This window comes from Tepidimonas alkaliphilus, from assembly GCF_007556595.1.
GTDB lineage: Bacteria > Pseudomonadota > Gammaproteobacteria > Burkholderiales > Burkholderiaceae_C > Tepidimonas > Tepidimonas alkaliphila.
In genome coordinates, this window is record NZ_VJNB01000002.1 from 1 (window position 1) to 23,368 (window position 23,368).

Below are 23,368 nucleotides of genomic sequence, written 5' to 3' on the forward strand. Positions count from 1 at the left end.
GGGGGCAATGGGGGGGCTATGGGGTAGCGATAGCCTCCCCATTGGGGGAGTGATGGGCAGGCCTGTGGCGGCTATTCGAAGCTGCGTGGGTTCTGGATCACGACGATGTCTTGCTGCACAGTCTCGGCCTTCAGCGTCTCCACGACCACGCGCAAAAGGTGCGCCATCGCCGTCGCATCCCGCACAGGCAGGCGGCCAGCCAGCGCGTCGCGATACAGCCGTCCGGCCTCGGTGCGGACGTCTGCCATCGTCTCCAGCTTCGGCCTTCGTGCACGTGGGGCCATCGGTCAATCCTCCCTTTCGAATCAACGGCTTACGCGCAATTCTGCGACCAGTTTGGAAGCCATTGCAGCGGCTCCGGCGGCTCCTGACCGCGCGCCAGCGCGACAACGCAACGCAGCAGCTCGGCCTGCCAGCCGGTCACCGCGATCGTCGGCAACACCAGCTCCAGCAGGCCAGCGCGGCCATGATCGAGCAGCGCCAGCACGTCCGGCGCGGCCTCAGCGGCCTTGCGCGGATCGCCCAGCTGCAGCGCCTCCAGGCGGCGCGCGGCCTCGAGAACGTGCGGCTGCAGGCGCTCAGGCATGCCGCGTCAACTGATCCAACGCTTCCTCAGTGCGCCGTCGCGCCTCATCGGCCAGAAAGCCCACGGCGGCAGTGGCGTTCAGCACCAGGCGCGGGTCGGGCCTGCATTCGCCGTCAATGGCGTCCAGCATCAGGCACTCGACCAGCGTCGCAACTGCGCGCGCGGCGTTCAGTAGCTCCTCGACCTCTTCGACAACGATGGCTGCGCTTCGGCGCTGCATGATCACGGCTCCCAGGTGACAACGATGTCCTTCGGCCCCTCGACGTGGTGGGGCAACAGTTTCTCTACCAGCCGCAGGTATGCGGCCACAATGCGCGGGTCGTCGCTGGTGGCGCACTTCAGCAAATAGGAAGCGCCGCCGGCCTGACGCAGCGACTCCTCGATCATGGCCTTGATGTCGGCGGTCAGCTTGTTCGGCGTGCCCTTTGGGCGTCCCTTGCCAGCGTTCGGCGGTCGGCGTTTGGGTGGCTCGATTGTCATCACGGACTCCTTTGGGTGACAGTATCCGTCAGCAGTTTGGTGGATCAAAGCGGAAGGCCGCCCAGGTCGTCGTCAGGCAACGGCTGCTGCGCGCGCAGCGCGGCGCTGTGGCGGCGCTGGCGGTCGGGGGTGCGCGTAGTATGCGTACCCCCGTCGCGGCGGTCGGTCGCGGCCTCACGGCGGCGGCGCACGGTGTAGGGCGTCAGGATGGCGTGCACCAGCAGCCGCAGCGAAGGCCTGACCTCGCCGGTCTTCGCGGTGAAGGTCGAGGCGCTCAGCTCACCCGCAGCGGCCAGCGCATCGCCGTCGCACAGCGCCAGCAGCTGCTGCACAACGTCGGCGTCGAATGCAATCGCGCTCACCAGGTGCTGCCCGCCGTCGCCGTCCGTAACGGCCAGCCGCGCGGTGGCGTAGGCCCTGCCGGTCTTTGTCTCGCGGCGCACGGGGTCGCCGTGCAGGCGGCCTTGGATCAGCGCGTCAATCGCCATGACGCTCCTCCTGAAGGTCTTGGAATGTCTCGCACCGATGCGGCTGCGTCACCAGCTGCTGCGCCAGCGGCAGATGTAATGCCGCGCAGTGCCAGCGGGACGTGGTGCCAACGCGCAGGCTGCGGCACTCCAAGCACAGCCGCCGGTCGTCGCCCGTGCGGTCACGCCAGTGCAGCACGTCGCTCGCCAAATCGGCCTGCTGCGGGTCAAGCCCCAGCACCACGGCGCGGCGGTGGCGCTGCTCCATCGCGGCCAGCTCCTTCGCGGTCGCAGGCGTCCAGTTGCGGCGCGCGGTCTCGAACGGGTGGGTCTGCGTCCCCGATCCGTGGGCGGCCAGCTGCTGGCGCTCGAACGCCTTGCACACGGCGGCATGCCCGGCAGGCGGCCAGCGGATCGCGAAGTGAGCGGCCAGCCCAGCCTCGACAGGCCGGGCGCACGTGCCAGCGCTGGTTCGGTGGGCGCACGCGGCGCAGGTGCGGTCGGCAGGCACCCCCGGATCGGGGGCCCCTCCGGTGAGGGCTGGCGCGGCGGAAGACCCTGCCAGCAACACCAGCAGCTCGTCGCGGTGCTCGCGCAGCAGCGGCGTGAGTTCCCGCACGGCCTCGGCGGGGCCAGCCACGCGCAAGCGGCCAGCCTCGGCGGCCAGCGTGATGCCGGCAGCCGCGCAGCGGGTCAGCAGTTCGCGCGCGGTCATAGCCATTCCTCCAGCCGGTCGTCGCCCAGCGGCGCTGGATTCGCCACATCCATCACCGGCGAAGGCGGCGAATCCGGCGAAAACCCTTGCGGCGCAGGGCTTGCAGCATGACGAACGGCTGGCGAAGAGTGGCGAACAGCCGGCGAAGGATCGGCATGGTGCGCTGGCGATTCGCCATCTTTCGCCGCGTCTTCGCCACGCGCGAAGCCTTGGGAATCAAGGCTTTTCGCCGCTTTCGCCGTTTTCGCTGCGAGTGGCGATAGGGAATCGCCGACCACGGCCACAGCGCCGCCCCGAACCTGCACCACGCCAGTCTCGACCAGCCGCGCCACGGCAGCGTCGCGCACCTCGGCGCTGCGCAGCGCGCGCGGGCCTTGCCGGATGATTTCGGTGCTGGTGGCGCGCGCGCCAGGCCGATCCAGCAGCCAGCGCAGTAGTGCCAGGGCATGGTCGGCGGCCTTGTCGCGCTGGCGGCGGCCCAGCGCGGCCTGCCAACACCCAAGGCTGTAGCTGGCCAGCGCCACACCGTTGTGCGCGTCTTCCATGCTCACCACCGCGTGCCCACGGATGGCGGTCAGCACGCCAGCAACACGGGTTGCCTGCTCGGCGGCGCGCAGCGCGAAGGGGCGCACGTCCCACAGGTCGCCGCCGCGCGCAGCGCGGCGCTCGCAGGCCTCAAAGAAGTCCGCCAGAACCTGCCGCGCCTCATCGCTCAGGCGCAAGACGATGCGCTCGCCGTCCGGCTCTGGCAGCGCCAGCAAATCCTCGCAGCGCATCCACCAGCGCCGAACATGGGGATCGTCTTCGGGCCTCCAGATGAGATGGCGGCGCGGCTTCGGCATCGGCGGCCAGGCCAGCAGGAAGCGCGGCCACAATCCGATCTGCGCCAGCAGCGGATCGTGTAGCGCCTCAGCTACGGCAGCAGGTTGCACTGCCAGGTGGGCAGACAACCTCAACCCACTGCGCTCGAATCGCCCTTGGCCAGCGCGCAGCACAGACAGATGACCACGATCCCAGAGTCCGCACAGAGCGGCGGCGGTCTTGGCTCGGTGCTCGGCGCTGAAGCCGTGACCGGCCAGCACGGCGGCAGCTTCGGTGCTGAACACACCTTGACAGGCCACCCCTTCGGCGAAGGCGCGCCGCAGGCCCTCGACGGTCATGTCGCTGCACAGTCGGTGCGGCGCGGTCGGCGGCTCTGGTGGTGGCTCGCCCTTTTTGCGGCTGCCCAGCGCGGCCTCGTGATCGCGCAAGGCCTGCTGGTAGGCTTCGTTTGCCTGCCGCTGCCAGCGGTAAACCGCTGCGCTGGTGATGCGATCAGCGGCGTCTTTTCCCGTCCCGCTGGCGGCCGCCGTCAGCGCAAACAACGACAGGGGACGGCGGTCGCCATCGATGGTTTCCACGTCCCAATGGGCCGAAGCCAGCAGCGCCGCCACGGACAACAGACCACTGCCGACGATGGCGGCCTCGACCTGCCGTCCGCCCGCAATGGCGCGGCACACCCCGGCCAGCGGCCCCAGCGCCTCGACGGGGAAGATCGGCATGATGTCGCCGATGTCCGGCTCCAGACGCTGGCGCGCGGCCTCGAGGATGGTCTCGCGATCCAGCGCTTCCCCATCGTCCGCCGCCGCCTCGGCGGCTTCGATCAGGCGGCGCACGGCCTGCGCCCCTTCGGCCCGGTGCAGGTCATTGAAATCCAGCGCCCCGGCTCGCCCATCCGACCAGCGCGGCACGGCCAGCCTCGCCCCCACGGCCTTCGCCGCCTCGACGGCTGCCGTCAGGCCGGGATTGCCTTCGGTTGCGGCGTCGTTGTCGGCAGCAACGACCAGCTCGGCATCCGGCAGCTTGTCGCGCAGCGCCCGCGCTACGGGCAGCAGGTTGCCCGACGACATCGCGGCGGCAGTCGCAAGCCCCGTGCTTTCGTAAATCGACGCGGCGGTTGCCACGCCTTCGCAGAGCACAACGACGCCATCGGGCCTGCCAACCGACCAGTAACAGGCCTGCGTCCTACCGCCAGGCAGGAAGCGCTTGGTGCCGCCCGGCCCGATGGTCTGCAAGCTCCACAGTTTGCCGGTCGTGTCGCGCAGCGGCACCAGCAGCAGGCCGTCCGATGAGACCCGCAGGCCGTGCGGCTGGATGCCTTTTTTGATCAGGTAGCCGTGATCGGCGGGAGCGGGCGCAGCAGACCGCCAGAGCTCGGCGGCACGGGCTGCAGCCTCTTCCTGTCGTTGCTGGCGCTCGGCTTCGGCCTGCCGTCGGGCCTGCTCGATCTGGCGCTGGCGCTCGCGGCGCTGCTGGGCCGTGACCGGCTGGTCATCGTCAACGAAGGCGACAGCATCTTCCCCGGTGCGCCAGTTGCGCACAAACGCACCCGCGCCGTCTGGGAAGACGTAGGCGCTGCCATCGCCTCGACCAGCAGCTCCAGCCCCGGCCACATCGCAGCGAGCCCACCGGCCCGGCTCGGCGTGACGCGGCGGCTCCAGGCCCACCTGCTGGCAGGCGCGCACCACGGCATCAACCCAGGTCAGCATGGTGCACCTCCCGCGTCAAGCCAAGGAATCGCTCCAAGGCGCTGATGCGGCCATGCAGCACACCGATCTCGAACCAGCGCGCCGCCTCCGGGTCGTCTGGCAGGTCCAGGTCTTGCGCGCCATCGGCCATTGCGTTACCATCGCGAATGCCGATCGCACCCCCAACCCGATTCGGCAACCCCACCTCGGTGGGGTTTTCTTTTTGGATTTGCACTGCGCTCATTTGCTGCCCTCCCGAATTAACCGCAGCACATCGGCGGTTCGCCAGCCAAGGCGGCCAGAAATGCGCACGGGCTGAAGGGGGCCGCGCCCCAGGGATGCCCAAACGCGCAAGGTTTGCGGTTTTCGGCAAAGAATTTCGGCAGCTTCGTGCGTGGTGAGGATCGGACGCACGCGCGGGTCAATTGCAATTTCGTTTGCTTCGCTCAGCTTCATTTTGCGCTCCGTCAATTGGCGTTGACGGAGTGCAGTTTGTCGCTGATGCGCGCGTTTGTCCGCTAGATTCGCGCAGATTTTTCGGGCTCGAATCTACCGCAAGTGGTTGCGGACATCGTCTTCGCTGACGTCTTCGCCGGTCAGCACGGAGGCGCAGGCGGCCACGACGCGGTTCAGTCGCGGCAGGCGCAGGATGTCGTCGCGCGCATCGTCGCGATCCACGGCCCAGCGCAGCGCGCGCAGGAATTCGGCCTTGCCGTTCGCCTTGCGGCTTGCCACGGCGGCAGCTGCCATGTCGCGCTCGGCGTAGCGCTTGGGCGTCAGGTCTATCTCGCGCAGGCGCTCGGTCAGCTCGCGCAAGGCGGCAGCGCCGAATTCGAATGTTGACCGGGCATCGCGCGGAATGCAATCCAGCGCCTCGGCAGCCGCGAGTTTGCGCGCCATTTGCTGCGCCAGCCGCTCGATATCGGATCGCAGCGCGGCAGCTGTAGCCCATTGGCTACGCGCATACCCGTAATCGAATGCAGCCCAGCGCACGGCGTCAAACAGCGTCACCAGCAGGTATTCATCGCGGGCGCTGCTGGCGGCCAATTCGTAGGCCTCGCGCATTCGGATATCGGCGGCCAGGGCCTCGACGTAGCGCAATTCCTCGCGCAGGCGCGCGGCCCATCGGCGGGCGCGGGCCGCCTCATTTTGATCCTCGCAGTTTGCGGCCTTGCGCTGCTCATCGGCCAGCAGCCGAAACAGCCCCGGCGCAGCCTCGTCGCCTTCGGCAAGCCAGCGCAGCCAATCGGCCACGGCCTTCGGCACCCAGCGCGCCACGCGCAGGCGCTGCGGGCTGCTTGCGCAGACGTCCGCGCCCTCGAAACAGCCTCCGCCAGCATCCATTTCGCCCCCCCCTATTCGCCGGAATTACGCCTCCGGCGCGGCGTCGTTTATGAGGTCTCGACCCGCACGCGCAGCCGCGCGCCCACGGCTTCGGCGTAGCGCTGCAGGGTGCGCAGCGTCGGGGCGGTGCGGCCCGATTCCAGCCGCGCAATGGCGCTTTGCGTGGTGCCCATGCGCTGCGCCAGCTCGGCTTGCGACAGTCCGGCGCGGGCGCGCGCCTCGATCAGCAGCCGCGCGGCCTCATACTGCGGGGCCAGTTCGTCAAAGGCGCGCTGCACGTCCGGATCGCACAGCAGGCGCTCTTCCAGGGCGTCAGGTTTGCGGGTCTTGCTCATCGTCCACTCTCCGCAGGCGTTGCAGGGCCGTTTCGATGGCGCGGCGCGGGGTCTTGTCGGTTTTCTTGACGAAGACGTGCAGCACCAGCAGCCGCTGCCCGCTGCGCGCCACGTAAAGCGCGCGCGCAATGCCATCGCGTCCGCGCAGGCGCATTTCCCACAGCTTGCCGTGCACCGGGCGCACGTAGGGCATGCCAACCTGCTGCGGGCCGAACTCCAACAGCAGGCGGCGCACGTGCAGGAAGTGCGCGCGCACGTCGGCGGGCAGCGCCAGCAGCTCCGCCTCAGCCTCCGGCAGCAGCTCCATCGTCCAGGCCATGATGGTATCGCGCTTTCGCTATATTTTCACACCACCACGCGCAGCCGCTGGGCGGCATCCTCGGCGCTGGGCTGTTCGATCCCGGCCTGCTCCAGAATCCAGCTCTCGATCTTGGCGTGCCATTTCGCCAGCAAGTCCAGAGGCCTCACGACGTAGTGCCGCTCCACAGTGCCGCTGGCCCGGTGCCCCATGAGCTGCGCCACTACGCCTACCGGCACTTCGACCCACTCGCTCAGGCTCTTGAAACTGCGCCGCAGGCCGTGCAAGGTGACGGGCGGCACACCGGCCAGCCTGCAAACCCGGGCGGCGGCGTGATTCGGCGGCGCAATCGGGCCGTCGGTCTTGCCGCTCATGAAGACGTAGGGACCACGGCGGGGGAGACCCGCCAGCAGCATGGCCACGTAGGGCGTCAACGGGATCGTGCGCTCGCCCTCGACCTTGTCGCGGATGGTCAGGCTCTTCCATTGGAATTCCACGTCCGACCAGCCCAGCCGCAGCAGCTCGCCGGGGCGCGCACCGGTCAGCAGCAGGGCCTGCAAGTAGGCGCTCACCACCGGGTCTTGCGTGCGCACGGCCTCAAACCATGGGCGCAGCTGCTCGCGCATCAGGGCGTCGCGCTTGGCCTTCGGGCTGCCCAGCGCCTCGCGGGCGCGCTTGCTCTTGGCGGGGTTGTCCTCCAGCAGGGCATGGCGGTAGTCCGGATGCGCGCGGCACCAGTTCAGGAACACCCCCAGCAGGCGCAGACAAAGCCGCGCCACGGTCGGGCGCTCTTTGGCGTGCTTGGCGGCCCAGAGTTCCACCGCTTCGGCGTCCAGTTGCGCCAGCGGGCGGTTCAGCAGCTCATACAGCGGCCCAGCGGCTAGGGTGCCCTTGCCACGGCGCACAGGGCCGCCACCGGCACGAGCGAGTTTGACGTGGTCGGCGTAGTGGCGCTCGCCCCAAACGCGGCGGCGTTCCTCGCAGTAGGCTTGCCACACGTCCAAGGCGCAGGCTTGGGCGGCCTGCTGACGTGCGCGCTCGGCTTCGCGCTGCTGCTGCTGGCGCTTGGCTTCCTCGCGCGGGTCAATGCCTTTGTCCACCAGCGCGGCCAGCTCGCGCGCTCGGGCGCGGGCGGCCTCGATCGTCCAGTGCGCAGGGTCGCCGATGGTGACGCGCAGCGTGCGGCGCTGCAGCTTCGATTCGAACACGTAGGCCTTTGCTCCGGCAGGCGTTGCGCGCAGCGCCAGCGTCGGCACCTCCGAGTCGCGCAGGAAGGCCTGAGCCTGCCCAGGCGGGCAGGTGAAAGCCGCCACGCGGCCAGCCGTCAATCGCACCCGTGTAGCCATATCGCACCCCATCCGCGAATCAGTCCGCAGGTCTTGCCATGTAGCCACCATGTAGCCAGTTTTGCTGAAAAAGGCGGCAAACCGATCAACGCTTGCTGCAGTGCAGCATCTAGCAAGCCTTTGTTTTATCTGGATTGTATCAACAGTGAAGAATACAGGGGAACAGGGGTTGAAACGGAATCATAATCCGCAGGTCCGGGGTTCGAGTCCCTGAAGCGCCACCAAGATAATCAACGACTTAGCCCGCCGGTAAGCGGGCTTTTTTGTGCTCAGTCGCGGCGGGGTCAGCACATCGACACTCGACGCTCTTGTGCGGGTATTGCCGCTCAGGGTGGCGCAGCGTTTTTTACTGGCGCTCGCTACGGTAGCCACCGGATCAACCGCCTGCGACAGCGCGCAGCGACGGCACCCGATCCACCTCAAGCCTCTTGCACTCCAGGCACCCACCACCGCAGCAAGGCTGCCGCGGCCAACGCGCAGCCGGCGGAAAAGCCGAACGCCGCCTGCACACCGATCTGCTCATAGAGCCAACCGAAGGCAGCGGAAGCCGGCAGCAGCATCGCGCCGGCGGTCATGTTGAACCAGCCAAAGGCAGTGCCGCGCTGCTCGGGCGTGGCCAGATCAGCCACCAGGGCCTTTTCAACGCCCTCGGTGGCGGCAAGGAACACGCCGTAGAAGGCAAACCACAACACCAGCCAAGCGCCCGTCGGCGAGGCCAGCCCCAGCACCAGGTAGAACAGCGCGTAGGCCCCGTAGCCGGCCAGCAGCAGCGCGCGGCGGCCGACGCGGTCTGACAGGCCCGACAGCGGCGCCGACAGCAGCATCGCAATCGCCGACACCGCCGCCCACAGCAGCGGCACCTGCGCCTGCGGCACGCCGAGTTCGCTGGCGCGCAGCAGCAGGAACATGTTGGACGAATTGCCGAGCGTGAACAGCGCCACCACCGCGAGAAAGCGCCGGTAGCCCGGCGGCAGGCTCGCCCAGCCCGCGAGCGTCGGCCGCGGCGCCGATGACGCCACCGGCGCCGCAGCCGCCTGGGCTTCCGGCAGCGCCAGCGTCAACAGCACGCACAGCACGCCCGGCACGAGCGTCCACAGCAGCACGTCGCGCAGCGGCATGCCGGCGGCCAGCAGCCCGGCGGCCAGCAGCGGCCCCAGCACCGCGCCGGCGTTGTCCATGGCGCGGTGCACGCCGAAGGCCAGCCCGCGCCGATCCGGGCCGACGCTGGCGGCCAGCAGCGCGTCGCGCGGTGAGGTGCGCAGCCCCTTGCCGACGCGGTCGGCGAAGCGGATCGCCAGCAGCGCCGGCCAGCTGGTCACCAGCGCAATCAGCGGTCGGCCCAACGCCGCCAGCGCATAGCCGATAACGATCCACGGCTTGCTGCGGCGCGTGCGGTCCACCGCCACGCCGGAGACGAGCTTGAGCAGCGCCGCAGTGGCCTCGGCGATACCCTCGATCAGGCCAAGCGCCTTCGGCCCGGCCATCAGCACCGAGGTGAGGAACAGCGGCACCAGCGGGTACACCAGCTCCGAAGCGGTGTCGTTGACGAGGCTGATAAACCCGATCAGCCACACGGTGCGCGGCAGCGCGCGTAAAGCGTCAAGCATCACCGTCCTCCCGCCACAGGCGCGGCGCCAGCGCCACGTAGGCCACCATGCCCAGCAGCTCCACCAGCGACTGCGCCACGATCACCACCGCCACCGCCTCCCAGCCCGGCGGCAGGGCCAGCGCCAGCGGCAGCACGACGAACGAGTTGCGCGTGCCAAGGCTGAAGGCGAGCGTGCGCCCCTGCGCCGGCGGCAGACCATGCCAGCGCGCCAACCCCCAAGCCAACGCGAGCGCCCCCGCCAGATAAAGCGCAAACAGTGGCAGCACCTGCGTGACTGCGTCCCACGCCTGCCCTACAGCCGCCACATGCGCATAGGCGATCAGCCCCACCACCAGCGTCAGCAGCGGCACCGGCCACCAAGCCAACCGCTCGCGCACGCGCTGCCAGCGCGGCGCGCGCTTGGCGCGCCACTCCAGCACCGCGGCCAGCGCCAGCGGCGCGAGCACCAGCGCCACCGCCGGCAGCAGATCCGCCCACGACCAACCGGCCAGCGCCTGCGCGTCGGCCATCACCGCGAGGTAGGCCGGCAGCAGCGCCAGCTGCACGACAAGGTTCAGTGGCGTGACAGCGATCGCGCGCACGGCGTCGCCGCGACCCAGCTGCGTGAAGGTGATGAACCAGTCCGTGCACGGCACCAGCAGCACCAGCAGCACCCCGAGCCGCTGCGCGCCGTGCAGGTCGAACGCCGCCACCAGCGCCCAGGCGAGGAGCGGCGCCGCGACGAAGTTGCCCAGCAGCACCGCGCGCGCGAAGCGCGTGTCGCGCCACGCGCGGCGCACGTGCAGCAGCGGGATCTGCGCGAACGTGGCCAGCAGCAGCAGCGCCAACGCGGGCCACAACGCGCTTTGCGCCACCGCGGCCAGCTGCGGTGCGCGCTCAGCGGCCAGCCAACCCAGCGCGATCGCCAGCCCATACAGGACAACCTGGTGGCGCTCCAAAGCCAGCCGACTCACGGCAACCGGGCTCCCGCACAATCCGCGCAGCGGCCATACAGCACCACGTCGTGCGCCTCCACCCGAAAGCCCGCCGGCGCCCAATCTTGCAAAGACCCCGGGCAATAGTCCAACTCAAACACGCGGCCGCAGCCGCGACATCGAAAGTGATGGCGGTGGCCGTGCGCCGCCCACTGGAAGCGCGCCGGCTCGCCAGGCAGCTCGACCCGCTGCACCATCCCCTGGTCCAGCAAGCGGCGCAACAAACGGTACACCGTCGCCAGGCCCAAGCCGGGCACTTCCGCGCGCGCTGCGGCCAGCAACTCGGCGGGCAGCAAGGGATGGGGGCTGACGCGCAACACCCGCAGCACCGCCCGCCGCTGGCGGGTCTCGCGCTCGGCAACTGGGAGATCCGACATGACATGAAGCAACCACAACGCAGCCAGGCCCAAGCATAGCGGGTGGCTTGCTTCGGCGGTGTCAGCTCGGTGAACCTCTCTTATCGAGAATGATTTCTCATGATCATCTAAAATCATGTCCCGATGATTGGATACCCGAGCGGGTAAAGCGATTTGGAGGCTGCACGCTATGCTTCGTTGTCCCCCCTTGGCCTTCAGCTTGGCCCCACGGCGCCTGCGCCAAGTCGCGCTGGCGGCAAGCGCCTGGATTGCGGCCAGCGCCGCCGCAGCCATGGAAGCCGATCTGCCCACCGTGCAGGTTAGCGCCGAGGCTGACATGCCCGACGCGGGCACGCAAGCCCTTGACCTCGACGCCGCCCAGCGCCGCCTGGCGCGCGACATGCAAGACCTGCTGCGCGGCGAGCCGGCGGTGCAAAGCGGCACCGGCACCCGTAACGGGCAAAAAATCTTTTTGCGTGGCTTGGATGATGTCAACGTCCTCGTGCAGCTCGACGGCGCGCGTCAAGGCGCCAACCTGTTGCACCACCAGGCCCGCGTCGGCGTCGATCCTTTTTTGCTCAAGCGCGTGCGCCTGACCACCGGCCCTGCGCCGGCCGACGCCGGGCCGGCCGCCCTGGGCGGCGCCATCGCATTTGAGACGGTCGATGCGCACGACCTGCTGCGCCCTGGCCAACGCCACGGCGCACGGCTGGCGGCGCTTGGCGACAGCGCCGACCGGACGCGAGGCATTCTTGGCAGCGCCTGGACCGTCACCGACCAAGGCTTGGGGCTGCTGGCCTACACCCGGCGCGAGCTCAGCGACCGCATCCGCGCTGGCAACGGGTCACGCCTGCCCGGCACCGAAGGCGATCTCACCACGGCCCTGTTGAAAGCCACCGTGTTGGAGGCCGACGGCCACACGTTGCGGCTGAGCTGGGAGCGCTGGCGCAACGACGGCGGCTACTTTCGCGCCAACTTTCCTTGGGACAGCAACAACGCCATCCAGGCTTGGGACGACCAGCGCCAGCAGCGCGATACGTTCAGCGTGCGGCACCGCTATCAGGATCGCGCGCGCGGCTGGCTCGACGTGCAAACCTCCCTCTACCACAACCTGAGCCGCTTGGAGCTGTGGGGCCGGCCGCCGCTGGCGGCGACGCTCGGTGACGATTGGCGCACCCGCAGCTTGGGGTGGGACGTGCGCAACACCGCACGATGGAGCCTCGGGGGCTGGCTGCACGAGCTCACCGTCGGCGTGGATCGCTTTGACGACCGCAACCAGGCTTCGGGCTGGGCCATCCCGACCCTGCGCGAAAGCGCGCGCAACACCGGCGTTTACGTCCAGGATCGGGTGGACGGCGGCGCGCTGCGGCTGTCGTTCGGCGCGCGCTGGGATCGTTGGCACACCACCTACGCCAACGGCTACGGCGTCCGCGGGCAGCGCACCTCACCCAACGCCAGCCTGGAGTGGGACGTCGCCCCAACCGACCCCGCCCGCGGCGACACCTGGACGCTGTTTGCCGGCGTGGGCGAAAGCGTGCGCGGCGCCAAGTTGAACCAGGCCGCTTGGCTGACCAAATATTTTCTGCCGCCCCGCTACACCACCCCGCGCCCGTTCATCCTCGGGCGCGATGGAGTGCTGCGGCCTGAAGTGGCCCGCCAGCAGCAGGCGGGCTTGCGGGTGCATACCCATGGCCTCTGGACAGCGGGCGACCACGCCGGCCTGCAAGTGCAGCGTTATCGGATCCGCTTGCGGGATTACCAAATCATCCCGGGCGAAGGCCCCACCGCGCCCACCGACCGCATCGTCAACGCGCCGGGTGACATCGTCAGCCAAGGCTGGGAGCTGCGCGCCCACTGGGGCAACGCCCGCTGGCACGTCGAAGGGAGTTGGTCGCGCCCGCGCGTGCGCAATTACGACGGGCAGCCGCTGGACACCACCGGCGAGTCGGCGCGGGTGGGCGTCTCCACCGGGCCGCGGCTGACGCTGGACGTGCAGCACCGCTGGAGTGAGGCGTGGACGTTGGGCTACCAGCTCACCGCGGTGGGGCGGCTGCGCGAGGCGCCTGCGGGCCGCCCGCCCAAGCCGGGCTACGCCGTGCATGGGCTGCAAGCGATCTGGCAGCCGCACGCCGATGGACGTTTTCGCTTGACGCTGGCCGTGGACAACCTGACCGACAAACTCTACGCCGAACACGCCTCGGTGCGGTTGCGCCTGCCCGATGGACGGGAAACCGCCATGCCGGAGCCTGGGCGCAGCGTGCGCGTGCTGGCGGATTGGCGTTTTTAGGGCCGTGCAAGCGGTCGGGCAGGACGGCTTTCGAACGTTGCCGGCCCTTCACGCCAAATACTGAAACAGCGACAAACGCTGAATCTGCGCATACGACGACAGCCCAGCCTGATAGGCCAGCTGCTGCGTCTGAAAACGCGAAATGGCTTCCACCATGTCGAGGTCGGTGAGTTCGGACTGCTGGGCGATGTGGTAGTCCTCGCGCGCCTTCAGCGCCGCCTGCACCGCATCGGCGCGGTTGAGCCAGTCGCCCAGCTGGCCGCGTGCCGTCAGCAGCCGATCCAGTCGCGCGCCCAGCTGGCGGTGCACCACCGCCAGCTCTTGCGTCAAATCGTCGCCCGACTCGGTGCGCAACGCGCCGATGGCCCGATCCAGCGTCTCCCAGATATCGGTATCGACGGTGGGGGTCACGGTGAAGGTATCGCCGTTGGCCGGTGTGCCGCGCAGGCGCACCGTGAGCCCTTCAAAGGTCAACTCGGTGATGTCGCCGCTGGTGTTGACCGCAACGGGGCTGACGGGGCCAAACGGCGCGCCGGTCTTGTCGGTGCCGCTGACGCTCCACGTGCCGCCGCTGTAGCTTAAGGTGTATAAGCCAAGATCATTGGTGCTGTCATCGAGCGTGAACACCTGAGTGGTGTTCAGCGCCGTCAGGCTGTTGACCTGCACCTCCACCCCGCGCGCGCTGCCGCTGTTGCCGCTGCCCGCCGCGACAATGGCCGCGGCGGTCTCGCGGATGCGCCCGGCAAACACAGGGTAGCCGTCGATGACCATCGGCAGCGCGGTGTCGGTCGGGGCGGACTGGCCGCGCAGCATTTGCTTTTGCACCTCGCGCCCGTCCGGGCCGTAGGTGGTCGCCGCCGGCGCGGTGATGAGCTCGCGAAACGGCCGCCCCAGCGCGTTGGTGACGCCTTGTCCCATGAACAGCGGGCGTCCATAGGTATCCTGCGTGTTGGCCAAGGCCACGATGCGCTCGCGCAAACCCTCCAGCTCATCGGCGATCGTGCGGCGATCCGCGGGGGTCAACGCTCCGTTGCCACCTTGCACGATCAATTCTTTGACCCGGTGGTAAAGATCGTTGATGGTGCCCAAGGTGCTTTCCGCAAGCTCGATGTTGCGCCGCGCCGCCTCCAGGGCGCGCTGGTCGGATTGGATGCGCTGCATGCGCGCCTGCTCGCGTTCGGCCAGCGCGGCGGCAGCTGGATCGTCGCTGATGCGGCGCACGCGCTTGCCGGAGGAGAGCTGATCCTGCAGCTCCGCCAGCTGCGCACCGCGCTGCTGCAGGCGGTCGATGGTGCGGTCGTAGCTGTAGGCGGTGGCCACGCGATACACGGTGCTCATGGCGCGCTCCTTTCAAGCCCGTCAGCGGAAGGTGCTCAGCAGCGTGTCAAACACCGACTGCACCGTTTGCAGGTATTTGGCCGTCGCTTGGTAAGCCTGTTGGAACTGCAACATGCGCGCGGCCTCCTCATCAAGGTTGACGCCGGCCTGGTTGGCGCGGCGCTGCTCGGCGTCGTCGGCCTGCGCCTTGGAAAAGCTCGCGCGGGTCTGCGCCTCGTTGACGCGCGAGGCCAAGTTGGAAAACACCGCCACATAACCCTCCGACAGCTTGACGCTGCCGTCGAACATGATCTGATCGCGCAGCGCCAGCATGGCCTGTGCGTTGCTGCCATTGAAGGGAATGCTGGCCGCCGGCACGTGGTCGAGCTGAAACACATCGCCGTTGGCGGGTTGCCCCCGCAAGGTGATGCGCACTTCCACCGTGTTGCCGCCCGATGTATAGGTGAACACCATCGGCTCGCCGGGGGTGTAGGTGACGCTGCTCGGGGTAAAACCAGCCAGACTGAAGGTGGTGGGTGAAGTAAAGGTCAACGCAGCAGGCAAGCTGGGCATCACCCATGAGCCCGCCTGCACCGAGGCCGTCACCGACTCGATGGTGGCGTTGCCGGTGTTGGGCGTGCCCAGCGACAGCGCCAAGCGGCCCGCTGCAGCCAGATCGCCAGGCTTGTCCAGCACCATCTTTAGCGAGGCCGAGGTAAGGGCCCCGGGCGAGAGCACGAAGCGATCCCCCGCCGCAGGCGCCGCCGGCACGCTCAGCGTCAACCCTTCCAAGGTATAGCCGTTGACCGTGACCGCAGGCGCCGGGCTGGCCTGCCAGCCACTGCCGTTCCAATACCAACCGTCGCTGCCGCGCCGAATGCGGGCTTGCGTGGCAGAGGTGAATTCGAAGATGTAGTCGTCAGCCTTCAGAGCCGAGGCATCAGCCACCACAGCCGTCACGCTGCCGCTGCCGGTGTTGCTGGCAGCTGGCTTGGCCTGTAGGGCGTCGTGCGAAAACATCGCCGCGCCCGGGTTGCCCAGCAAGTCCAGGCCGACCTGCTGCTGGCGGTTGACGGTGGTGGCCAGCGCCAGCGCCATGCGTCCCAGCTCGGCCTGCGTGCGCAGGACGTCGCGATTGACGAAATCCAGAATGCCTTTGAGCTTGCCGCCCGGCACAAAATCCGCTGGCACGTCGTAGGCGGTGGCGCCTTGCACGAATTGCAGCTGGATCTGGCGGTCGCCGTCAAGGTCGGCGCGCGACACGCGCAGCTCGGCGGCGCGGTTGCCCAGCACCAGCGGCAGGCTGCCGGCCACGAACACCGACAGCGTGCCGTCGTCGGCGCGCAGCGTCGTCACCTGCACCTGCTCGTTGAGCTGGGCGATCAGGCGGTCGCGCTGGTCGAGCAGATCATTGGGGCTGGCGCCGGTGCCCTGCGCGCGCGCGATGGCGTCGTTGACATTGGCGATCGCCTGCGCCAGACGGTTGATGGCTTTGGTCACCTCGGTGGCTTGTAGGCGCGCGCCCGTGGCGATGTCCTCGATGCGCGCAGCGGTGTCGCGAAAGCGCGCCGCCAGCGCATCAAAGCGATCCAGCACCACTTGGCGTGCGGCCACGTCGCTGGGGCTGGAGGCCACGTCCGTCCAGGCATTGAGCGCATCGTTAAGCAGCTTGCCAAGGCTGCCTTCGCCGAGCGGAAACAACGATTCCATGCTCTTGAGGTATTGCAGCCGCGCCTGATCGGCGGAGGCCGTCGCCCGCGTGAGGTTGGACTCGCGCGTCAGAAACGCGTCGTAGCCGACGCGGGCGACCGTGCTGATCTCCACGCCTTTGCCAAAATAGCCGTTGCCCAGCTGCTGCCCTGGCACGGCGTTGAGCTCGACGCGCTGGCGCGTGTAGCCGTCGGTATTGGCGTTGGCGATGTTGTGGCCAATCACCTGCAACGCCACCTGGTTGGTCACCAGCGCGCGGGTGGCGATGTTGAGGGCGCTCATGCGGGGCTCCTTGCCTGATCAGGCCAACGCGCGCTTGAGTTGCAGCGTGGTGTTGATGACCCGGCTGAGCTTGGCCGCGTACTGCGGGTCGGTGGCGTAGCCGGCCAGCTGCAACTGCTGAGCGAACGCCTGCGGCGAGTGCAGGTTGCGCACCACCGCTTGGTAGCGCGGGCTGCGGGTGATCAGCCGTGCGTAATCCCGAAACGCCTCGGCGTAGCTGTCGTAGGCGCGAAAACGCTGCACCATCTTGCGCGGCTGACCGTCCACATACTCGGTGGTCACCACTTCGGCCACTTTGCCGCGCCAGCTGGCATCGGCCTTGATGCCAAACAGGTTGTGCGACGGGCTGCCATCGGGCATGCGGATTTCGCTGCGCCCCCAGCCAGTTTCGTGCGCGGCTTGCCCAATCATGAATGCCGCCGGAATGCCGGTTTCCTGCTGCACTTGCTGCGCCACCGCGCGGTGGCGCTCGACGAAGGCGGCCTGCGCGGCGCTGGGGCGCGCCGCAGCCGCGGACGCCGTCTGGGCGGACGCCAGCGGCGCATCCGAGCCCGGTGCGACCCGAGAACGCGCGGCGGGGTCGATCTGCTGTTGAAGCTGGCGCTCGATCATGTCGCTCAAGCCCCCCGGCAAGCCGGACATGTTGACCGCCCACTGCTCATCGAGCAGATCCATGCCGAGGTCGCTGCCTTCGTTGTCCATCAGCCCACTCTTCATCGTCGCCTCGCGCATGGACTTGAGCAGTTCGCGCATGAACAGCGCTTCGAACTGACGAGCGGTCTCTTTCAGCGCCGCTTTCGGGTCGCGGCCTGCAGCGGCCTTCAGCGCATCGAGGCTGCGCGTGTCGGCGGCCAGCCCGCGCGCGGCGTCGGCCTGGAGGGTGAAACGCACCTCGGCCACCATGTCAGATCACCTCCAGTTCGGCCTGCAACGACCCGGCGGCTTTGAGCGCTTGCAGGATGGCCAGCAAGTCCTGGGGCGTAGCGCCCAGCTTGTTGAGCGCGCGCACCACGTCCGCGAGCTGCGCCGAGGCTTCCACCTCGATGATCTTGCCGCCGTCCTGCTGGATCTGGATGTCGGCCTTCTCGGTGACGACGGTCTGGGCCCCCGGGGGCGCAAACGGCGGCGGTTGGCTGACCTGCGGCGTGGACTTGATGCTGATGGAGAGGTTGCCATGCGCGATGGCCGCCGGCGCCAGCTTGACCGCCTGGTTCAGCACCACCGACCCGGTGCGGGCGTTGAACACCACGCGCGCGGTGGGCGTGGCCAGCTCGATGGGCAAATCCTCCAGGCTGGCCAAGAACGCCACCCGCTCATTGGGATCACGCGGCGCGCGCACCTGCACCGTGCGCCCATCCAGCGCCTGTGCCGTGCCGTCCCCGATGGCGCGGTTGATCGCCGCCGCCACGCGCGAGGCGGTCTGGAAGTCGTCCGCCCGCAGCGCCAGCGTCACCGTCTCGCCCAACAGCAGCGGCGTGGGCACCGTGCGCTCCACCAGCGCGCCGTTGGGGATGCGTCCGGCATTCAAATGGTTGACGGTGACGCTGCTGCCGCCGGCCGACGCGCCGGCGCCGGCCACCACCAGGTTGCCTTGCGCCAGCGCATAGACCTGGCCATCCGCGCCGCGCAGCGGGGTTTGGATCAGCGTGCCGCCGCGCAGCGACTTGGCGCTGCCAATCGACGACACCGTCACATCGATCGTCTGCCCCGGCCGGGCAAAAGGGGGCAGCTCAGCTGTCACCAGCACCGCCGCCACGTTTTTGGGCTGCACCGCCACGCCAGGCGGCAGGCTGATGCCCATCTGCTGCATGAAATTGGCCAGGCTGCGGCTGGTGTAGGCGTTGTTGCCGTCGCCGGTGCCGTCCAACCCCACCACCAGGCCGTAGCCGACCAGCTGGTTGCTGCGCACGCCCTGCACCGCAGCCACGTCTTTGATGCGCGCGGCCTGGGCGGGCGTCGCCCCGATCACGCATGCCACCCCCAACGGCAGCAGCCAGCGAAAGAAGTCAAGCCATCGGTTCATCGCGCATCCCCTCGTGAACCGATTGTGGAAAAACTTTAGAACGGCAAAAGCGTTAAAAAGAAGCGCGCCAACCAGCCAAATGTTTGCGCATCGGCGGGCGCGCCGCGGCCGCGCGACAGCACGCGCACATTGGCCACCTGGGTGCTGGGCACGACGTTGCCCGGCTGAATGAAGCGCGGATCCACCGTGCCGCTGAACTGCAGCACGTCCACCGCCTGGTTGACGCCGATCTGCTTTTCGCCAATGACAACCAGGTGGCCATTGGGCAGCACTTCGGTCACCACCGCGGTGATGGAGCCGCGGAAGGTGTTGCTGGCCTCGGTCTTGCCGTCGCCCTTGAAGGCGTTGTTGGACTTGGCGCCGGCGGTCAGGTCGCCCAGGAATGAGGACGGTGTGAACGGAAACGCCGACACGCTGGCCCCTAAGCTGCTGTCGCGCTTGACGTCGGTCTTGGCGCTCTGCGAGGCGGTCAGCGACTCGGTGATCTGGATCGTCAGCACGTCGCCGGGCAGGCGCGCGCGGTGATCCTCGAAGCCGGGCCGGTACGCCACCGGGGTGTAGAGCGAGCCGCTGGGCGCCTCCGTTGCAGCCGGGCGCATCTGGGGATAGCGGATGCCGTCCTCGGGCGGCTTGGCCAAATCCACCTCGGGAATTTGCGACAGCGAGGCGCAGCCCCCTAAAAGAGCGGCGGCGGCCACGGTGAGCAGGCGGCGGGCGGCGTTCATGGCACGGCTCCGGCAGGGGTGGATATCACAGCTGCGTCAAGCGTTGCAGCATCTGGTCGGACGTGGTCACGGCCTTGGAGTTGAGCTCGTAGGCGCGCTGGGTCTGGATCATGTTGACCAGCTCCTGCACGACGTTGACGTTGGAGCTCTCCAGAAAGCCCTGCAGCACCTGGCCGAACCCTTCCGCGCCGGGCGTGCCCTCATTGGGCGCGCCAGAGGCCTGCGACTCGAGAAACAGGTTCTGCCCCAGCGGCTCCAGTCCGGCGGGGTTGATGAAGTTGGCCAGCGTGATCTGGCCGATCTGCTGCGGCTGCGCCTGGCCGGGCACGAGGACGGTGATGACGCCGTCCTTGCCGATCGTCAGGCTGCGCGCGTTTTCCGGCACGGTGGGCGTGTCCACCAGCAGATAGCCCTGATTGGTGACGATCTGGCCCTGGTTGTTGAGCTTGAAGCTGCCGTCGCGCGTGTAGGCGATGGTGCCATCGGGCAGCTGGATGCGAAAGAACCCGTTGCCGTTGATCGCCACGTCCAGGTTGTTGTCGGTCTGCTGCAGGTTGCCCTGGCTGTAGGTGCGCGCGGTGGCCACGGTGCGCACGCCCAAACCGATTTGCAGCCCGGTCGGCAGCTCGGCGTTGTCGGCGGTGTTGCCGCCCACTTGGCGCAGGTTTTGGTAGATCAAATCCTCGAACAGCGCCGTGCCGCGCTTGAAGCCGGCGGTGGCCACGTTGGCCAGGTTGTGCGCGATGACATCCAGCTGCGTCTGCTGGGCCTGCATGCCGGTTTTGGCGATGTGCAGCGAGTTGATCATGGTGGGTGCTCCGATATCGGGGAGGAGGCAAAGCGGGCTTCAGGCGCTGACGCTGAGCAGCTGCGCGGCGGTCTGGTCGTTGCGCTCGGCGCTTTGCACCATGCGCATCTGGGCTTCGTAGAGGCGGGTGGCGGCGATCAAATCGACCATCGCCGCGATCGGGTCGACGTTGGAGCCTTCCAATACCCCATCCACCAAGCGCGCGTTGTCATCCGGCGGCAGCGGCTGGCCATCGGCGCTGCGAAACAGCCCGTCCTCGCCGCGCTGCAGGCGCTGCCCCTCCGGCGGCGTCACGAGCTTGAGGCGGCCCAGCACCTGCGGCGCCTCGTTGCCGACCTTGGCGCTGACGGTGCCGTCGCGGCCGATGGTGACCTGCGCGTCGTTGGGCACCTGGATCGGCGCGCCGGCGGTGGACAGCATCGGCAGGCCGTTGAAGCCGACCAGCTGGCCCTGCGCGTCGATTTGCAGCGCGCCGGCGCGGGTGTAGGCCTCGGTGCCGTCCAGCCCCTGGATGGCGAAGAACGCGCGCCCCACCGCCGCCACGTCCAGCGGCCGGCCGGTGCTCTGCAGATTGCCGGGCTTGTCGAGGTAGCCGGGCGTGGCCTCCAGCGCGTGCACGCGGGTGGTGGCACCCTCGCCGCGCAGCGGCACCGCGCGAAACGTGGACAGCTCGGCGCGAAAGCCGGTCGTCGTGACGTTGGCTAGGTTGTGCGCGATGACCTGATGGCGGTGCATCGCGGCCTTGGCCCCCGACGCGGCGGTGAAAACGACCCGGTCCATGGCGGCGCTCCTCGTTCAAACCCGCTTCAGCGCAGGTTGACCAGCGTCTGCTGAACCTGGTCCTGCGTCTTGATCGTCTGCGCGTTGGCCTGGTAGTGCCGCTGCGCCACGATCATGTTGACCAGCTCCTGCGTCAAATCGACGTTGGACTCTTCCAGGGCGTTTTGCCGGATCGAACCGAAGCGTCCGGTCAGCGGCTGCCCCTCGATCGGCTGGCCTGACGTGAACGTCTCGCGCCAATAGCCGCCGTTGATCGGCTCCAGCCCCTGCAGGTTGCGGAAGCGCACCAGCGCCACCTGCCCGGCCTCCTGCGAGACGCCGTTGGAATAACGCGCGGTGATGACGCCTTGCTCGTTGATCACGATCGACGACAGCTCGCCCGGCGCGTAGCCGTCCTGCTTCAAGTCATAGACGGCAAACGGACTGCCGTATTGGGTCAGCGTCCAGGCATTGGCTTGGCCGATGTTGATGTTAATCGGGTTGGGGGGAAAGTTAGCCGAAGGCACGCCAGCCGAATAAGAGTTGGCAGCCAGAGCATTAGCAGGCAATTGCAGTGTTGGGGCTCCATTGACCTCGCCTGCGGCATCGAAGTTGACCGTTCCAAGGGCGCCTTGCCATGGCGTCGCTCCATCGACGCGACCAATCACATCCCACTGATTCGCCGCAGTCTTGACGAAATAAATTTGCAGCGGGATTGCATTACCCTGCTGATCGTAAATATTGACGACCGTTCCATATTTTTTCTGGTCAGCTGTTAGCGGGGTAGCTGGAGCTCCTTGCAGCGCGGCGGTAGCCGGCAAATTCGCCGTAATAAAAATACCTGGATTAACCGTGGACGACCCCGTCGCCCTGGGCGCAATCGCCGCCCCGGTCGGCAACACCAGATCCGTCGTCGCGCCGACTGGAATCGGCGAGCCCGGCTCCGGCGGCAGATACCCCTGCAGCCGCGCCCCGTTGTTGGTGATGATGCGGCCTTCCTTGTCGAGCTTGAACTCGCCGTTGCGCGTGTAGGCCACTGAGCCATCGGTCATGCGCACCTTGAACAGGCCTTCGCCGTTGATCGCCAAATCAAGGTTGTTGCCGGTGATTTTGATGTTGCCCTGCGTGAACAGCTGCGCCACATTGGCGACGCTGACGCCGATGCCGCCGTTGCTGCCGCCGGTGGCCCCCAGCGCCATCGCATACATTTCGGCAAATTCCGCCCGCTGATTTTTAAAACCGGTGGTGTTGGCGTTGGCGATGTTGTGGCCGATGACGTCCAGGTTTTTGCTGGCCGCATTCAAGCCTGAAAGGCCGGTTCCGAAACTCATGGCATGCTCCTCGGTGCGGGAAAAACTTTAGAAAAAGGCCAACACTTGGTCGTAGCCCAGCGTGCCGCCATCGGTGCGCAGGCGCAGGCTGCCGTCCACCATGCCCACCGACTGCACTTTGTGCAGCGCCAGCGGCGTGGCCTTGACGGCCTGGCCGCCAGACGTGGCGGTGACGCGAATCGTGCGCACCAAGGCTGGATCGACGCTGCCCAGCGGCCACTCAAACGTTTGCAGCCCGGCGCCGCGGGCGCCGAGCTCGGTGGTGCCCAGCACCTCGCCTGCTGGCCCCAAGATCTCCACCGTCACGCGGTCCACCGCCGCGCCCAGGCTGAACGCCCCGCGCGCCTGGCCGTCTTCCACCAGCAGGCCGTTGCCTTCGCTGGCCACGGTGCGCCCCACCAGCTGCACCCCTTGCAGCGCGCCAATCATGCTGAATTGCGTCGCCAAGCTTTTGAGCGTCTCGTTGACCTGCTGCAGCCCCACCACCTGGTTGATTTGCGCCATCTGGGTGGTCATCTGGGCGTTGTCCAGCGGGTTGAGCGGATCTTGGTTGTTGAGCTGGGCGACAAACAGCTTCAAAAACCGATCCTGCATCGCCTTCGGGTCGGTTTGCTCCGCCTGAGCGCCGCCTTTGGCGTTGTAGGCTTCAATTTGGTCGTTGGATAGCGGCGTCATGAACATGGCTTCGGCCTCCTGCAAAATCATTGCCCCATTTGCAGGGTTTTCAGCAGCAGCGTCTTGGCCGTGTTCATGACCTCGACGTTGTTTTGATACGAGCGCGCGGTGGCGATCATGTTGACCACCTCCTCCACCGGATTGACGTTGGAATAGGTCACATAACCCTGCGCATCCGCATTCGGATGGTGGGGGTTGTAAACCCGTCGATTCGGCGCATCGCTTTCAACGATCGTGCGCACCCGCACGCCCGCGGAGGCCGGCTCGCCCATCGGCACCGTCTCAAACACCACCAGGCGCGCTTTATAAGCCTGCCCGTCCGGCCCTGCGATCGCCTCAGCGTTGGCCAGGTTGCTGGCCACCGTGTTGAGTCGCTGCGAATGCGCCGCCAAGGCGCTGCCGGAAACGTCAAAAATGCGCAGCATCGACATGGC

General features: G+C 67.9%; 27 protein-coding genes. 1 reads left to right on the top strand and 26 read right to left on the bottom strand.

The genetic code is table 11. The annotated features are described in order from the left end of the window. Positions 1-71: 71 nt before the first annotated feature. The 16 genes from Talka_RS11885 to Talka_RS02170 form a co-directional block, all read right to left on the bottom strand. Complete coding sequence (locus Talka_RS11885; RefSeq protein WP_185970034.1) at positions 72-248, bottom strand: hypothetical protein; 177 nt, start codon at positions 246-248, stop codon at positions 72-74. Positions 249-313: 65 nt separating this feature from the next. Further along, positions 314-586, bottom strand: a complete 273-nt coding sequence (locus tag Talka_RS02100) for a hypothetical protein (protein WP_143889466.1) — start codon at positions 584-586, stop codon at positions 314-316. Continuing rightward, the gene (locus Talka_RS02105; RefSeq protein ID WP_143889467.1) at positions 579-806 is read right to left on the bottom strand and encodes a hypothetical protein; all 228 of its coding nucleotides are present in this window, start codon (positions 804-806) and stop codon (positions 579-581) included. Before Talka_RS02105 ends, Talka_RS02100 begins: the two co-directional genes overlap by 8 nt. A gap of 2 nt (positions 807-808) precedes the next feature. Next, a complete protein-coding gene (locus Talka_RS02110; protein ID WP_143889468.1) occupies positions 809-1,066 on the bottom strand; it encodes a hypothetical protein in 258 nt (85 codons plus the stop codon). A gap of 44 nt (positions 1,067-1,110) precedes the next feature. Beyond that, a complete protein-coding gene (locus tag Talka_RS02115) occupies positions 1,111-1,554 on the bottom strand; it encodes a single-stranded DNA-binding protein (RefSeq protein ID WP_143889469.1) in 444 nt (147 codons plus the stop codon). After that, a complete protein-coding gene (locus tag Talka_RS02120; RefSeq protein WP_143889470.1) occupies positions 1,544-2,248 on the bottom strand; it encodes a hypothetical protein in 705 nt (234 codons plus the stop codon). Before Talka_RS02120 ends, Talka_RS02115 begins: the two co-directional genes overlap by 11 nt. Then, entirely contained in the window at positions 2,245-4,776 is a 2,532-nt protein-coding gene (locus Talka_RS02125) for a DUF3987 domain-containing protein (protein WP_143889471.1), read from the bottom strand. The genes Talka_RS02120 and Talka_RS02125 overlap by 4 nt, the downstream gene beginning before the upstream one ends. Beyond that, complete coding sequence (locus Talka_RS02130; RefSeq protein ID WP_143889472.1) at positions 4,760-4,999, bottom strand: hypothetical protein; 240 nt, start codon at positions 4,997-4,999, stop codon at positions 4,760-4,762. Before Talka_RS02130 ends, Talka_RS02125 begins: the two co-directional genes overlap by 17 nt. Beyond that, a complete protein-coding gene (locus Talka_RS02135; protein ID WP_143889473.1) occupies positions 4,996-5,211 on the bottom strand; it encodes a helix-turn-helix transcriptional regulator in 216 nt (71 codons plus the stop codon). The genes Talka_RS02130 and Talka_RS02135 overlap by 4 nt, the downstream gene beginning before the upstream one ends. A gap of 93 nt (positions 5,212-5,304) precedes the next feature. Next, entirely contained in the window at positions 5,305-6,099 is a 795-nt protein-coding gene (locus Talka_RS02140) for a hypothetical protein (protein ID WP_143889474.1), read from the bottom strand. Positions 6,100-6,146: 47 nt separating this feature from the next. Beyond that, the gene (locus Talka_RS02145; protein ID WP_143889475.1) at positions 6,147-6,434 is read right to left on the bottom strand and encodes a helix-turn-helix domain-containing protein; all 288 of its coding nucleotides are present in this window, start codon (positions 6,432-6,434) and stop codon (positions 6,147-6,149) included. Continuing rightward, entirely contained in the window at positions 6,412-6,753 is a 342-nt protein-coding gene (locus tag Talka_RS02150) for a type II toxin-antitoxin system RelE/ParE family toxin (RefSeq protein WP_143889476.1), read from the bottom strand. The genes Talka_RS02145 and Talka_RS02150 overlap by 23 nt, the downstream gene beginning before the upstream one ends. 26 nt (positions 6,754-6,779) lie before the next feature. After that, positions 6,780-8,066: a tyrosine-type recombinase/integrase gene (locus Talka_RS02155; protein WP_342781014.1), complete on the bottom strand. Its 1,287-nt coding sequence runs from the start codon at positions 8,064-8,066 to the stop codon at positions 6,780-6,782. 431 nt (positions 8,067-8,497) lie between these two features. After that, a complete protein-coding gene (locus tag Talka_RS02160; RefSeq protein ID WP_143889478.1) occupies positions 8,498-9,685 on the bottom strand; it encodes an MFS transporter in 1,188 nt (395 codons plus the stop codon). Next, complete coding sequence (locus Talka_RS02165; RefSeq protein WP_143889479.1) at positions 9,678-10,640, bottom strand: arsenic resistance protein; 963 nt, start codon at positions 10,638-10,640, stop codon at positions 9,678-9,680. The genes Talka_RS02160 and Talka_RS02165 overlap by 8 nt, the downstream gene beginning before the upstream one ends. Then, on the bottom strand, positions 10,637-11,038 hold the full coding sequence (locus Talka_RS02170) for a Fur family transcriptional regulator (protein ID WP_143889480.1): 402 nt from the start codon (positions 11,036-11,038) through the stop codon (positions 10,637-10,639). Before Talka_RS02170 ends, Talka_RS02165 begins: the two co-directional genes overlap by 4 nt. A gap of 271 nt (positions 11,039-11,309) precedes the next feature. Here Talka_RS02170 and Talka_RS02175 point away from each other — a divergent pair, with 271 nt between their 5' ends. Further along, positions 11,310-13,304: a TonB-dependent receptor plug domain-containing protein gene (locus Talka_RS02175; RefSeq protein ID WP_221933836.1), complete on the top strand. Its 1,995-nt coding sequence runs from the start codon at positions 11,310-11,312 to the stop codon at positions 13,302-13,304. A 48-nt stretch (positions 13,305-13,352) separates the two neighbouring features. On the opposite strand, the gene flgL is transcribed toward Talka_RS02175, so the two are convergent. The 10 genes from flgL to flgC are packed head-to-tail and all read right to left on the bottom strand — an operon-like array spanning position 13,353 to position 23,365. Continuing rightward, positions 13,353-14,642 carry a flagellar hook-associated protein FlgL gene (gene flgL / locus Talka_RS02180; protein ID WP_143889482.1) on the bottom strand — a complete coding sequence of 430 codons (1,290 nt, stop codon included), beginning with the start codon at positions 14,640-14,642 and terminating at the stop codon, positions 13,353-13,355. Positions 14,643-14,663: 21 nt separating this feature from the next. Further along, on the bottom strand, positions 14,664-16,613 hold the full coding sequence (gene flgK, locus Talka_RS02185) for a flagellar hook-associated protein FlgK (RefSeq protein ID WP_143889483.1): 1,950 nt from the start codon (positions 16,611-16,613) through the stop codon (positions 14,664-14,666). Positions 16,614-16,631: 18 nt separating this feature from the next. After that, positions 16,632-17,516, bottom strand: a complete 885-nt coding sequence (gene flgJ, locus Talka_RS02190) for a flagellar assembly peptidoglycan hydrolase FlgJ (RefSeq protein WP_143889484.1) — start codon at positions 17,514-17,516, stop codon at positions 16,632-16,634. A gap of 1 nt (position 17,517) precedes the next feature. After that, the gene (locus tag Talka_RS02195; protein ID WP_143889485.1) at positions 17,518-18,636 is read right to left on the bottom strand and encodes a flagellar basal body P-ring protein FlgI; all 1,119 of its coding nucleotides are present in this window, start codon (positions 18,634-18,636) and stop codon (positions 17,518-17,520) included. A gap of 35 nt (positions 18,637-18,671) precedes the next feature. After that, on the bottom strand, positions 18,672-19,361 hold the full coding sequence (locus Talka_RS02200) for a flagellar basal body L-ring protein FlgH (RefSeq protein WP_143889486.1): 690 nt from the start codon (positions 19,359-19,361) through the stop codon (positions 18,672-18,674). A gap of 25 nt (positions 19,362-19,386) precedes the next feature. Beyond that, the gene (flgG, locus tag Talka_RS02205) at positions 19,387-20,169 is read right to left on the bottom strand and encodes a flagellar basal-body rod protein FlgG (protein ID WP_143889487.1); all 783 of its coding nucleotides are present in this window, start codon (positions 20,167-20,169) and stop codon (positions 19,387-19,389) included. Positions 20,170-20,208: 39 nt separating this feature from the next. Further along, positions 20,209-20,949, bottom strand: coding sequence for a flagellar basal-body rod protein FlgF (gene flgF, locus Talka_RS02210; RefSeq protein ID WP_143889488.1), 741 nt, complete (start codon positions 20,947-20,949; stop codon positions 20,209-20,211). A 26-nt stretch (positions 20,950-20,975) separates the two neighbouring features. Then, entirely contained in the window at positions 20,976-22,259 is a 1,284-nt protein-coding gene (gene flgE / locus Talka_RS02215) for a flagellar hook protein FlgE (RefSeq protein WP_143889489.1), read from the bottom strand. A 27-nt stretch (positions 22,260-22,286) separates the two neighbouring features. Continuing rightward, positions 22,287-22,940, bottom strand: a complete 654-nt coding sequence (locus Talka_RS02220) for a flagellar hook assembly protein FlgD (RefSeq protein ID WP_246100533.1) — start codon at positions 22,938-22,940, stop codon at positions 22,287-22,289. A gap of 20 nt (positions 22,941-22,960) precedes the next feature. Next, positions 22,961-23,365, bottom strand: a complete 405-nt coding sequence (gene flgC / locus Talka_RS02225; RefSeq protein ID WP_143889490.1) for a flagellar basal body rod protein FlgC — start codon at positions 23,363-23,365, stop codon at positions 22,961-22,963. Positions 23,366-23,368 lie beyond the last annotated feature (3 nt).